9 protein-coding genes are annotated in these 12,916 nt (G+C 69.6%); 3 read left to right on the forward strand and 6 right to left on the reverse strand.

What is annotated here, in order from left to right:
- Window positions 1–89 precede the first annotated feature (89 nt).
- The 3 genes from AC07PR_RS25550 to AC07PR_RS25560 all read right to left on the reverse strand — a co-directional run bounded on the left by AC07PR_RS25550 (window position 90) and on the right by AC07PR_RS25560 (window position 5,928).
- On the reverse strand, window positions 90–677 hold the full coding sequence (locus tag AC07PR_RS25550; RefSeq protein WP_495136965.1) for a hypothetical protein: 588 nt from the start codon (window positions 675–677) through the stop codon (window positions 90–92).
- 89 nt (window positions 678–766) lie between these two features.
- Window positions 767–1,663 (reverse strand): carbon-nitrogen hydrolase family protein, encoded by an 897-nt coding sequence (locus AC07PR_RS25555; RefSeq protein WP_495136966.1) that lies wholly within the window; start codon window positions 1,661–1,663, stop codon window positions 767–769.
- The gene (locus AC07PR_RS25560) at window positions 1,660–5,928 is read right to left on the reverse strand and encodes a YhdP family protein (RefSeq protein ID WP_495136967.1); all 4,269 of its coding nucleotides are present in this window, start codon (window positions 5,926–5,928) and stop codon (window positions 1,660–1,662) included. Before AC07PR_RS25560 ends, AC07PR_RS25555 begins: the two co-directional genes overlap by 4 nt.
- 25 nt (window positions 5,929–5,953) lie before the next feature.
- Between AC07PR_RS25560 and glnE the strand changes: the two genes are divergently transcribed.
- The 3 genes from glnE to AC07PR_RS25575 are packed head-to-tail and all read left to right on the forward strand — an operon-like array spanning window position 5,954 to window position 10,246.
- Window positions 5,954–8,722 (forward strand): bifunctional [glutamate--ammonia ligase]-adenylyl-L-tyrosine phosphorylase/[glutamate--ammonia-ligase] adenylyltransferase, encoded by a 2,769-nt coding sequence (gene glnE, locus AC07PR_RS25565; RefSeq protein WP_483108030.1) that lies wholly within the window; start codon window positions 5,954–5,956, stop codon window positions 8,720–8,722.
- A gap of 18 nt (window positions 8,723–8,740) precedes the next feature.
- Window positions 8,741–9,352, forward strand: a complete 612-nt coding sequence (rrtA, locus tag AC07PR_RS25570; protein WP_495136968.1) for a rhombosortase — start codon at window positions 8,741–8,743, stop codon at window positions 9,350–9,352.
- Between the two features lie 9 nt (window positions 9,353–9,361).
- Entirely contained in the window at window positions 9,362–10,246 is an 885-nt protein-coding gene (locus tag AC07PR_RS25575) for a DMT family transporter (protein ID WP_377159570.1), read from the forward strand.
- Window positions 10,247–10,252: 6 nt separating this feature from the next.
- On the opposite strand, the gene AC07PR_RS25580 is transcribed toward AC07PR_RS25575, so the two are convergent.
- The 3 genes from AC07PR_RS25580 to AC07PR_RS25590 all read right to left on the reverse strand — a co-directional run bounded on the left by AC07PR_RS25580 (window position 10,253) and on the right by AC07PR_RS25590 (window position 12,847).
- Window positions 10,253–10,498, reverse strand: coding sequence for a hypothetical protein (locus AC07PR_RS25580; protein WP_377159572.1), 246 nt, complete (start codon window positions 10,496–10,498; stop codon window positions 10,253–10,255).
- A gap of 10 nt (window positions 10,499–10,508) precedes the next feature.
- A complete protein-coding gene (locus AC07PR_RS25585; RefSeq protein ID WP_495136969.1) occupies window positions 10,509–11,894 on the reverse strand; it encodes a hypothetical protein in 1,386 nt (461 codons plus the stop codon).
- A gap of 311 nt (window positions 11,895–12,205) precedes the next feature.
- A complete protein-coding gene (locus tag AC07PR_RS25590; RefSeq protein ID WP_431100497.1) occupies window positions 12,206–12,847 on the reverse strand; it encodes a response regulator in 642 nt (213 codons plus the stop codon).
- Window positions 12,848–12,916 lie beyond the last annotated feature (69 nt).

A 12,916-nucleotide genomic window follows, 5' to 3' on the forward strand; every position in this document is an offset into this window, starting at 1 on the left:
CATGGGGCCCCGGACGCAAGGTCCGAAACCCCACGCCTCACCGTCCCCAACCACTTCCGTACTGCCCCGGTTTTGCTACCGAGGACTGTCTACGCTGGAAGAGCGAGGGAGGCGAGCTCGCGGATCAGGTCCGCAATGTTGTTGCGCAGCGCGGACTCCGTGGCGATGCGCAGTTGCTCGCTCGGGTTCAGGCTGTCGTCGAGGCCGGCCTTCTGCGTCGTGCGCAGCGTCCGCTGATAGAGCACCTTGCCGCCGCCGGCGGCACGTTCCGTCAGGGTGTAGCGGACGGAGAGGGCGACCTCGGGCAGCACCGGCACGTTCGGCTGCGCCAGCGCCAGGACCTCGACCTGCAACTGGTAGCGGCCGGTGTCGGGAACGTCCGGCATCAGCCCCAGGCGCCGCAGCGACTCCTGGTAGGTCTGGTTCAAGGTCATCGCGTTGATGCGGCTGCCCCACCACATCGAGGTCTCCTGGCCCCCGGTGACCGGCAGCAGATCGATGTTGCGCCGCAGTTGCGGACTGATCCACGAACGCAGCTGCAACGACTCCATGTCGGTCAGCGAGGACTCCAGCGGCCGTGCCGGCGTGCCGCATCCCGCCAGCAGCGCGCAGGCGCACGCCGCGGCAGCCAGCAGGGCCAGCGCGGAACGGAGAGGAGCGGGGCGACGGTCGATCATGCCGGGCATCTTGCCTCCGCAAAGCGGGCGTCGATCGCCCGAAGTGGACCGCTTTCGGGGCTCAGTGTCCGAGGCTCCGGGGACGAGGCTCAGAGCCGCCGATGCTGCAGCGCCGGCAGTTGCTCGCGCACCTGCGCGATGCGCGCCGGATCGATCCTGGCCACCGCCAGGCCTTCGCCCTCGGGCACGCAGGCGAGCACCTCGCCCCACGGGTCGACGATCATGCTGTGGCCCCAGGTGCGGCGGCCGTTCTCATGCGTGCCGCCCTGCGCGGCGGCGATGACATAGGCCTGGTTCTCGACCGCGCGGGCGCGCAGGAGCAGCTCCCAATGCGCCTGTCCGGTCGTGAAGGTGAAAGCGGCCGGTACGCTGATGAGGTCGAGCGGCCGCTCGCCGCCGAAGCTCATGGCGCGGTACAGCTCCGGGAAGCGCAGGTCGTAGCAGATGGACAGGCCCAAGCGCAGCGTCGGTCCGTCGGGGATCGCCGCGTCGACCGTCACGGGCGCCTCGCCGGCTTCCAGCACGCGGGCTTCGTCGTAGCGCTCGCGGCCGTTTTCGTAGCAGAACAGGTGGAGCTTGTCGTAGCGCGCCGTCAGCGAGCCGTCCGGCGCGAAGACGCAGGTGGTGTTGCGCACCCGCTCCGCCGGCACCGGCGCGCCGTCGATGGCCATCGGCAGCGTGCCGCCGAGGATCCACACGCCGTGCTCGCGCGCCGCGCGGCTGAGCACGCCCTGGATGGGCGCAGCGACGTCGCCGGGCCGCTCGGCGAAAGGCAGCTTGTCGGTGTCCTTGTGGCCCATCAGGCAGAAGTACTCGGGCAGCGATACCAGCGCGGCGCCTTGCCGGGCGGCCTCGCCGATCCAGTGGCGGGCGCGCTCGAGGTTCTCCTCCAGCCGGGTGCCGGCCACCATCTGGATCGCGGCGACGGTGACCGGGGCGGCGGCGCGCGGCCCGGCGCTGGGGGAGGCGGTGGATGGCGTGCTCATGGGGCGGTCTCTCCTTGCGGGGCGGCCGTGCTGTTGTAGCTGCCCTGCGGCTGGGCGCGGCGCGGCAATTGCTCGATGCGGGGATCGGACCAGGTGCCGGTGACGCGGAATTCCTCGCTGCTGGCCGCGGCCAGCGGCTTGCGCAGCAGCCACTGCGCCAGGAAGGCGCCCAGCCCGATCGCGGGGTTCACCGCCGCATAGGCGAGCGCGGCGCCGCCGGCGTTGATCTCGGGCAGCACCAGCACGTGCAGGTCCTGGGTCTCGGCGGCAAGGTCCGCGCTGCCTTCCATCAGCACCGCGGCCTGCAGGCCCTTCATGCGCAGGTTGTCGCTGCGGGCCACGCCCTTGCCGATGCGGATGTCGCCGGTGACATTGTCGAAGGCGAAGCCCTCGGAGAACACGTCGCGGAAGTCCAGCATCAGCCGCCGCGGGATGGACTGGAGGCTCAGCACGCCCAGCAGCCGCCCGACGCCGGGCTCCGCCTTGAGGAACTGGCCCTTCTCCATCGCGACGCTCAACTGACCGCTCATGCTCGCGTAGTCCGGCGAGAGCGGCGAGCCCTGCCAGGCCACCTGGCCGGTCAGTTCGCCCTTGCCGCCGCGCAACACCTGGCCCTGGCCGAGGCGCTCCATCAGCTTGCCGGCGTCCGCGACGTCCAGCTTCCAGTCGAGCTCGGTGCGGCGCAGCGCCTGGCCGGGTTCCGGCGCCCACTTGCCGGACGCGCTCAGCGTCGCGTCCGGGCTCTTGAGCACGAGCCGCCCGAGACGCCAGTCCCGCGCGTCGCTCTGCTGCTGGGCGTCGATCTCCAGCCGGCCCAGCCGCTTGCCGCGCAGCTCGAAGTCCTCGACGACGATGTCCAGCGTCGGCACCGACTTGGGCTGCTTGTCGAGCAACTGCTCGACGCCGTCGACGTCGCTGCGGGGCACGGACAGCCGGGACAGCCGGGCATAGACGCGGCCCGGCTGGTTGGGCTTCGCGGCCCGCACCTCGATCAGGCCGCTGAGCTGCTGAGCGTCCATCGAGACCCGCCAGCCCGCGCCACTGTCGTGCGAGATGCCGGCGGTGACGGCGTTCAGCGTGCGGCCCGCCACCTGCAGCGTCTGCGCCTTCAGCGTCAGCTGCGACGGCGCGTACCCGCCGTCGGCCATGCCGTCGGTCGCGCTGTCGAGCGCCGTGCCTTCCTTCCCGCCGGTCAGCCCCGGCAACGCGGTCTGCCAGGCGTCGGCGTTGAACTGGTCGAAGGTGGCGCGGGCGACGACGCCCTGCGCCGGCAGCTCGGGCAGCTTCTCGCGCACGGCCACAGCGCCGCGCAGGACCTTCGCCTCGTGCGTCGTCACGTCGCGCTGGTAGAGCGCCTGCACCGGGCCGGCCTCGACGCGCAATTCCTCGCGCTGCGTGCCGGCCTGCGCCGCGATCGCCCGCGTCGCGATGCGCAGGGGCCAGGTCTCGTCGGCGGACTTGTGCATCGGCGCCGGCAGGTTGACCGCGATGCCCTGCATCGGACTGGTGACGGTGACCTCCGTCTGCCCGCCCTTGAGCACGCCCAGCTCGAAGCGCAGCGAGGTCTGTCCGGTCATCACCGACGCGACCTGCTGCAGCCCCAGTTCGGGCGCGTTGCGCAGCGCCTCGGCCGTGACCGTGCCCAGCGCCGCGAAGCGCATCGAGCCGTCGGGCTGGCTGCCGCCGTCGAAGGTGGCGTCGCCGCCCAGCACGCGCGCCTGCCCGCCGCGGATCTGCAGTCCCTTCTGGTCGAAGCTCACCAGCGCCTTCGCCTGGCCGAGCAAGGGGGTGTCGGGCCGGATGCGCACGTCGTTGCCGGTCAGCGTGACCAGGCCCTTCACCGTCGTGTCGTCGATGTGCATCAACGGCAGCCGCAGGTTGAGCTTCAGCGCCATCGGACCGGTGGCGGTCGTGTTGTCCAACACGTGGCTGGTCAGCGCCGCGACCGGCGAGTTCTTCACGTAGCGCAGCCCGTCGACCAGCGCGCCGCGCGCCTGGCCGTCGATTTCCAGAACGGGCGCATGGTGGTACAGGTCGGGGATCGATCCCTGGACGTTGAACAGCTCCACGCCCATCAGCTTCGTCTTGGCGTTGCGGATGCTCATGGCGGCGCGGTCGAAGATCAGCTCGGCGTCCAGCTGCTCCATCGCCGGCCACGGGGACTGGAAGGCCGGATGCTCGTCGTCGGCCGGGTGGCTGGGCACATAGGCCAGCGTCAGGTTGCGGACCTGCCCGGACACGCGGAACTGGCCCTTGCTGCGCGGCGCGTCGAAGGGGAAGTCGAGCAGGTCGCCCTGCAGCCGCACCTGGATCTTGTGGACGGTGCCGTCGCGGATTGCGTCGCGGACATACCGTCGCGCCTCGTGGCCCATCGACGCGGGCAGGTAGCGCAGCACGCGCGGCGCGCTGATCTCGTCGATGCGGCCGGTCAGGTCGAGCTTGCCCGCGTCGTGCGGACGCTTGCCGTCACCGCTCTGCCAGGCGCCGTCGATCTCCGCGCGCAGGTCGTCGTTGGCGATCCGGACGCCGTTGAACTGCACCGACCAGCGCGTGCGGGGCTCGTCGGGGGCCGACGCCGCGGTCGCGATCGAGGCCGCCGCGAGCGGGCTGACCGCCGGCTTCACCGTAGACGGCAGCGTCGTCGGCAGCACTGTGGCTGGAGCCGGCGCGCGCTTGCCGCCGAGGGGCGCCGGACGCTGCGCCTGCCAGCGCAGGGTGGCCTGCGCCTGCTTCAGCGGCAGGGACGGCTCTTCGAAGACGCCGGGCAAGGTCACTTCGCCGTTGTTGATCGCCAGCGTGGCGGTGCCGCCCTGCTCGTTGGCGTCGAACTGGAGGTCGGCGCCGCTGACGCCGGGCCGGCCGGTCGGCGGCGAGGAGCCCGGATCCGCAGGCGCTTCCGGCGCCGCGGCCGTCAGGTGCAGGCCCTGCAGCTGTCCCTTGGCGCGGTAGCTGCGCGGCGCGTCGAGCGTGCCCTCCCAGTGGAGCTGCAGCGCGTTGAGCAGACCACCGGGTTTCATGTCGGCGATCAGCTGGCGTTGCGACTCGGCCAGCGGCAGCCGGGCCAGGATCTGCGCCCCGAGGGTCAGGTCCAGCTGCTGCGCCTGGAAGTCGCCTCCGGTCAGCGCTCCGGTCTTGGGGTCGCGTTTCACGTCCAGCAGCCAGTCCGAGCGCGGCCAGTCGAGGCCGTCGCCCGCCTGGAAGCCGAGCCCCTTGGCCTCCAGCGACAGCGATTGCGGCGTCTGCTTGAGCACCAGCCGGCCGCCGATCTTGGCCAGCGCCAGCTCCGGCAGTCCCGGCGCGACGCGCAGCTTCACCGCGCGCAGGCCCATGTCCAGGGTCAGGCTGCGCGGCTCGCCGCGATCCACTTCCAGCCAGGCGCGCAGCGCGCCGTCGCCTTCGTTGAGCTCGAAGGGCAGGTCCACGTAGCGGCGCAGCTCGCTGACGTCGGTGCGCGGCAGGTGGCCGAAGAGCTGCCCGCTCCAGCGCTGCACGTCGCCGGGGCGGTCCAGCAGCGATTGCGTGAATTCGCCGCGCAGCGTGAAGCGCTCGCCCCAGCCGGCCGGCGGCGTCGCGTCCAGCCGCAGCCGGTGGCGCCGCAGGCCGTTGCGCAGCACCAGGTTCAGGTCGAAGAGCTCCAGCGGCGGCGCCGCGCGCAGCTCGTCGACCCAGCGGATGCGGCCATGCAGGATGACGAATTCATGCTGCTCGAAGAACCAGTCGGCGGCGTCGTCGGAGGCCTGCGTGTCGGACGGACCGTCGACGCTGAGGCCGGCGACGAAGACGCGGCCCTTGGCATCGCGACGCAGCAGCAGCTCGGGGCTGTCCAGCAGCAGCTGGGAGAAACGCAGTTCAAGGGCCAGCAGCGAGCGCGGCGACAGCGCCGCGCTGACGCGCGGCAGGTGCAGGGCTTCGTGGCCGGCGGCGTCGGTGATCCGGACGTCGCGCAGGTCCAGCGTGGGGATCCAGCCCGAGGATTTGGCGCTGATGGCGCCGATCTTCACGGGTACCCCCAATGCCTGGGTGGCTTGCTTTTCGAGCTCGGGTCGCCAGTCGTCGATGTGGGGCAGAATCGCCCAGTGCAATGCCAGCCAGGCCGCGATCAGCAGGGAGAAAACCCCTGCCGAAGCCAGACCGAGCCAGAGGGCGCAACGTGCCCACCAGCGTCGTTTCGCGACCGCGGAACCGGAGTCAGGACTGGTGGCGGCGGACGAAGACATGTAAGGGTGGACGGCGGTCGCCGAATCTAGCACAGCCATTCCGGCCATGAGCCAGCGAGAGCATTCTTTACCGATGGATTCAGTTGCCTCGGCAACCTCGAACCCGGCAGGCGCCACGACGCCCGCCGCGTCCGCGGACCACAGCCGTTTCGTTCAGCGCATCCGCCGCCGTTACGCGGCTGAATTGCCGTTGCTGCCGCCCGGGCTGCCGGACGACGTCACGATGCGTGCCGTCGTGGACCGGCTCCGGCAAGCCGGGCGCCCGCTGCCCGCCGCGCTGCGCGTGATGCGCCAGTTGGTGATGGAACGGCTGGCCGTGCTCGACGTCGAGCAGGGCGCCCCGATGACCGACGTGACGCAGGCGATGACGCACCTGGCGGAGGTGACGCTGGACATCGGCGTCGTGGCCTGCCGCGCCGAACTCGACGCCCAGTACGGCGCGCCACGCGACGCCGTCGGCCAGGACATCGACTTCTGGGTCGTCGGCATGGGCAAGCTCGGCGGGCGCGAACTCAACGTGTCCTCCGACATCGACCTGATCTATGTCTACGAGGAAGACGGCCAGACGGAAGGCAACGGCGCCGGCGGCCAGAAGATCTCCGCGCACGAATACTTCGCCCAGCTGTCGCGGCGGCTGTCGACGCTGATCGGCGACGTGACCGAGGATGGTCAGGTCTTCCGCGTCGACCTCGCGCTGCGGCCGAACGGCAACTCCGGACCGCCCGCCGTCAGCATGGCGATGCTGGAGGAGTACTTCCTCGTCCAGGGCCGCGAATGGGAGCGCTTCGCGTGGCTGAAGAGCCGCATCGTCGCGCCGCGCGAGAGCGTCAAGAGCGGCCGCGCGATGCAGCTGCGCAGCCTGGTGACGCCCTTCGTCTACCGGCGTTATCTGGATTACGGCGTCTTCGAAGGCCTGCGGCAGCTGCACCGCAAGATCCGCGACGAGGCCCAGCGCCGCGCCGCCGGGCGGCCCGAGCGGGCCAACGACGTCAAGCTGTCGCGCGGCGGCATCCGCGAGATCGAGTTCATCGTCCAGCTGCTGCAGGTGGTGCGCGGCGGGCAGTTCCCGGAGATCCGCACCCGCTCGACGTTGAAGGCGCTGACGCGGCTGGCCGCGCGCGGCCTGATGAAGCCCGAGACCGCCACGGCGCTGGCCCAGGGCTACGACTTCCTGCGGCGCGTCGAGCACCGCATCCAGTACCTGGACGACCAGCAGACCCACTGCCTGCCCGCGGCGGACGAGGACATCGGCTGGATCGCGCGCAGCCTGAACCTGACCTGCAACAGCCACGCCTGCCCGCTGCTGGACAAGCTGATGGAAGTGCGGGAGCTGGTGGCGACCGAGTTCGACGCGTTGCTGCACGACGGCGTCGCGCCGGGCGGCAAGGGCAATTGCAGGAACGGCATGTGCGGCGGGCCGCCGCTGCCGATCGACAGCGAGGAATTCCTCGACAAGCTGCCTGCCGAACTGGCGGGCAATGTGCGCCGCTGGGCCCAGCAGCCGCGCGTGCAGAGCCTGCGCGAGGAATCGCGGCTGCGGCTGGCCAAGCTGGTCGGGCGCGCGGCGCAGGCGGTGCGCCAGGGCGAGTGCACGATGGACGCGGCACAGCGCTTCGTCGACTGGATCGAGCCGCTGCTGCGTCGCGAGAGTTACCTGGCGCTGCTGGTCGAACGCCCCCCCGTGCAAGGCCGGCTGCTGCGCCTGCTGGGACTGGCGCGCTGGCCGATGCGCTACCTGATGCAGCATCCCGGCGTGATCGATGAGCTGGCCGATGCGCGGCTGCTGAACGAGCGCTTCGACGGGCCGGCCTTCATCCAGGACCTGCAGGCGCGTCACGACGCCTGGGCCGAACACGGCGAGGCGAGCGAGGATGCGCTGCTCGACAGCGTGCGCCGCGCGCATCACGCCGAGGTCTTCCGCACCCTGGTGCGGGACGTGGAAGGGCAGATCAGCGTCGAGCAGGTCGCCGACGAACTGTCGCTGCTGGCCGATGCCACGCTGCAATGCGTGCTCGACTGGGCCTGGGACCGCCTCAAGCAGAAACACCGCCCGGCACCGCGCCTGGCGGTCATCGCCTACGGCAAGCTGGGCGGCAAGGAACTGGGCTACGGCAGCGACCTGGACCTGGTCTTCCTCTTCGACGACGAGGACGACAACGCGGCCGAGATCTACGGCGCCTTCATCCGCAAGCTGATCACCTGGTTGACGATCCGGACCGCGGCCGGCGAGCTCTTCGACATCGACACGGCGCTGCGGCCCAACGGGAACTCGGGGCTGCTGGTGACCTCGCTGTCCTCGTTCGAGAACTACCAGGGCGGGCGCGGCAGCAACACGGCGTGGACCTGGGAACACCAGGCGATCACGCGGGCGCGTTTCTGCGCCGGCGACGCGTCGCTGGCCGAGCGTTTCGAGGCCACGCGCCGTGCGGTGCTGACCGCGCCGCGCGATCCCGCGGCGCTGCGCGAGGAGGTCGTCGCGATGCGCGAGAAGCTGCGCGCCGCGCGGACCGTGCGCGCCGGCTTCTTCGACGTCAAGCACAGCCCGGGCGGCATGGTCGACGCCGAATTCGCGTTGCAGTACCTGATCCTGGCGCACTCCGCGCAGCACCCGGAACTGCTGGCCAACGCCGGCAACATCGCCTTGCTGCAGCGCGCCGAGTCGTTCGGACTGCTGCCCGCCGACGTGGGCCGCGCAGCCGCTGACGCGTACCGCGAGCTGCGCCGCGTGCAACACCGGGCGCGGCTGAACGAGCAGTCGACCTCGCTCGACGGCGAGGCCGCCGAGGCGCTTGCGCCGCAGCGCGACGCGGTGCTGGCGCTCTGGCGGGCCGTCTTCGGCTGAGTCGCGGAGCGGGACCGGATGCCGGGACGCGCTTGGCTCCTCGTCGCGATGGCGTTGGCCATCGGCTCGATGGTCGCCTGGATCCAGCCGCCGCAAGTGCAGGCCGCGATGGCGTGGCGACCCGAACTTGCGGCGACCCAACCCTGGCGTGCCGTCAGCGCGGCGTGGCTGCACTGGAGCCCGCAACACCTGATCGCCAACCTCGCCGGCTGCGCCGTGATCGGGCTGCTCGGCATCGCCGCGCGGCTGACCGCGCGTGACGCGGCGGCGTGGCTGCTGGCGTGGCCGCTGACGCAGTTCGGCCTGCTGATCGAGCCGTCGCTTGAGCGTTTCGGCGGCGCGTCCGGCGTGCTGCACGCGGGGGTCGCGGTGGCCGCGATCGGGATGATGCGGATGCGGGCGTCTCACGGGCGGGAGCGCGTGATCGGGCTGCTCATCGGCGTCGGACTGGCCGTGAAGGTCGCGGCGGAGCGGCCCTTGTCGGCACCGGCCTTGCGGCACTGGGACGGCTGGAACATCGCGATCGCGCCGCTGGCGCACCTGACGGGGCTGATCGCCGGCGTGGCGACGGCGCTGCTGTGTGCGTTGGCCGCGCGGGCCTGGGCAGGTCGCACTGGCCGCCGGGCATGATCCGGCGCCATGGAACGCAAGCAGCATCTCGACAGCACGGCGGTGGTCATCCTCCTGGGATGCTGCGTGCTGTGGGGCCTGAACCAGGTCGCGGCCAAGGCCGCGCTGACCGAGATCGGTCCGCTGTGGCAGGCGGCCTTGCGCTCCGGCCTGGCCGGCGCGCTGGTGTGGGGCTTCGCCGCGGCGCGCGGCATCGCGCTGTTCCGGCGTGACGGCAGCCTGCCGGGCGGGCTGCTCGCGGGCCTGCTGTTCGCGGCCGAATTCGCCTGCATCTTCATCGGCCTGCAGTACACGACGGCGTCGCGGATGGTGGTCTTCCTCTACCTGTCGCCGTTCGTCGTTGCGCTGGGCATGCCCTTGATCTCGCCGGCCGAGCGGCTGACGAAGCGGCAAGCCGCGGGGCTGCTGGTCGCCTTCGGCGCGGTGGCCTTCGCGTTCGGCGAGGGACTGCATGGGACCGGGCAGACGATGCAGTGGCTGGGCGATGCACTGGGGGTGCTGGCCGCGCTGCTGTGGGGCGGAACGACGCTGGCGATCCGCGCGACGAAGCTGTCGTCCGCCAGCGCGGAGAAGACGCTGCTGTACCAGCTGGCGATCTCGGCGATGGCGCTCGCGGCGGGCGCGATGGCGGCCGGCGAGTCGCTCCCGCTCGACTGGTCCTGGCGCCTGCTGGGGCTGTTCGGTTTCCAGGCGGTGATCGTGTCGTTCGCGAGCTACCTGCTGTGGTTCTGGCTGATCCGCCACTACCCGGCGACCAAGCTGTCCAGCTTCACGCTGAGCACGCCGTTGTTCGGCCTCATCGCAGGCGCGCTGCTGCTGGGCGAGCCGATCACCCCGCGATTGATGCTCGCGCTTGCGGGCCTGGCGGCGGGGATCGTGATGGTGAATCGCTGAGGCTGCTCAAGGCGAATTGAGGAAGTCGAGCACGGGGTTGCGAGGCGGCGGCGGCGGATCCCTGTCGAAGTTCCGTTTGGCCCATTGGGCCAAGGGAGAGTTTTCGGGAAGGGCTTTTCGGATTCGTTCTTCCTCCAGATATTGTTGAAGCACCTCGCCGAAAGTGATTTCATGCGGCGCCTTTCGACGCGGATGCTGGACAAGGGGGCTGGGCATGACGTCAATCGTCGCTGCATGGTCTATCGCGTTCATGTGATGGCCTTCAAGCAAGTGAGTGATGGAGTCGCGCCGAGTAGCGCGTGTTCCGGCTGAGGTCGAAGAAGTGCTTCCGGTGGATCCATACCAATCCTTCTTCTTTGGTAATGACCGCCACGTCGATGGGTCCGCCAACGGTCTCGGTTGACGATGTCACCCGTTCTTTCAGGGACTGGAGTTCGAGAAGAGATGTCGCCAAATGGGCCATCTCCTCGATGCCCAGGCTTTGAAGAATCCCAAGCAGCGGAGCCCGGTTGCTCTGCCAGTTCAGCCGTTTCCAGTCCGCCATGAAATCGCGCTGGCAGGTGTCGGAAATCTGTTCGATGCACTGGTCTGTAACGTCAATGCCAGCCTCATGAAGTCGCTGGAAGACCTTCGCGAAAGCAATCTGGCTTTGTTCATTGACGATGCCCTCGAGGGCTCGATCGAAGCCGTCCGTGAAGACATTGATCATCGAACTCATGGCGAACGGCTGGATCAAGGCGTCTCCGTCTCGCGTCATTTCATATGAGTTCTGAAGTCGATAGAACAGCTCGTCGCCCAGATGACCGAATATCTCCAGCTGGACATAGGAGGGGAAGATCTGATCCTCGCCATACCCCGCGATGACGAGGCCGGAACGCGGCAGAAGGACCTCGGGCATGACATACCGCAGTCGATGCCCCAGGTCGGCAAGGTCCTCGCAGTCCATCGCCTGCAACGAGTCAGATCCTGCGATTTGGATCTGCGCGCGCCGCACCCAGGGATCCAGGTCTTCGAGAGCGCGATGCATGGCCTCTTCCGTCAAAGGGGCGGCGACGCCCCTCGCATTCAGAATCGCACGGATGCGGTTCACCTGCCTGTCCCAAGCCGACCGACGCAGATCGAGTGGCAGTGCTGTGTCGAGGATCGATTCGTCGCCGTTGCACGCGAGGCGGGCGACCTCCTTGATCGCTGCGTCGAACTGCCCGGTCGTCTCTTGTTCCCTGAACGTCGTTGGAAACAGCCGGTCGTTGGCGGTCAAGAACGAGATGATCGCCGCAGCGTATTCGAGCGTCCGATTGAAGGTCCTCGGCCCAAGATGTGAGCGAAACAGTTTGATCGCCAATTCCCAGGGGACAGCGTCGATGCTGGCGTTGCCGAAGACGGCTGCGGCCATCGCGCCGTTCTTCGTCAACTCGAAGATCTTGTTGGCCGACTTCGAGTAACGCGGATGGTCGGAGCCGGACGAGGTCGTCGCGGCGCTGTCGGCGCCGATGACGATTGCGCGCTTGTTGAGAAGAAGTACTTCGCTGGTCATCCGATGTCCCGGTTCAGGAGAACTGACGTTTCGAGCGCCGTCTGCTGATGCGGAAGCGACCGAAGGAAGCTTGAAATTGTTGGCGACGGTCGGCGTCACTGGCAATTCGCTCATTTCGGTGAGATCGATGCAATTGCATGCAGGCGCTCCCTCCAAATGGGAGCGCATGGGCTGTGGATGTCACCCCTTCGACCCTCGAATGGGGGAAGCACCTACCGCTCGCATCGCCGTCCGTCTATACGCCTGCTAGAGCGCCTGGAGGGCCTCGCCATTCGACTGTGACCCCCTCGCTGCCGGATTCGCCGGCTTCGAGCAGCCACGCCTCGTCGCCATCGCGCCCCCGACCGACATCGAGATGGGCCGGGTGGGCGACGGGACTTGAGGGCGCGGGGCAGGCCGCTTCCGGCCCGGCTGCGGTCAGGCGTTCAGAGTTCGATGATCCCGCGCTTCAACGCGATCGTGACCGCGTGGGTGCGGTCCTTCGCCGACAGCTTGCCCAGGATGGTCCGCATGTGGACCTTCACCGTCTCCTCGGTCAGCGAGAGGTGCTCCGCCACCTCCTTGTTCGCGTGACCGAGCGCCACCAGGCGCAGCACCTGCGTCTCCCGCAGCGACAGCGCACGGCTGCCGGCATGCTGCGCGATGGCGGCCTCGATGGCCGGCGGCACCATCATCCGGCCGGCATGCACGCCGCGGATGGTGTCCAGCAGCTCGGTGCGCATCAGGCCCTTGAGCAGGTAGCCCACCGCGCCGGCCTTGATCGCGCGCGCGGCCTGGAAATCGCCGGGAAAGGTCGTGAGGATGACGATCCGCGCCTGCGGGAACTCGCGACGGATGGCCGTCATCGCCTCGATGCCGTCCATGTCCCGCATGCGCAGGTCCATCAGCGTCACGTCGGGCTGGTGCTGGCGGAAGCGCGACAGCGCCTCCAGGCCGGTCGTGGCCTCGGCCACCATGCGCATGTCGGGCTCTGCGTCGATGACCGTCGTGATGCCGCTGCGCATCAGCGCATGGTCGTCGACGGCCATCACCGTGATGGGGGAGGAGATCGGGGCGGAGTCGTTCACGCGCGGTCAGCGGTCAGGTCGGGAGCGCCGGCTCATGGGCGCAAGGGCCGAAGCGTAGCCGCAGCCGAC

Source organism: Roseateles sp. GW821-FHT09H11 (assembly GCF_059415845.1).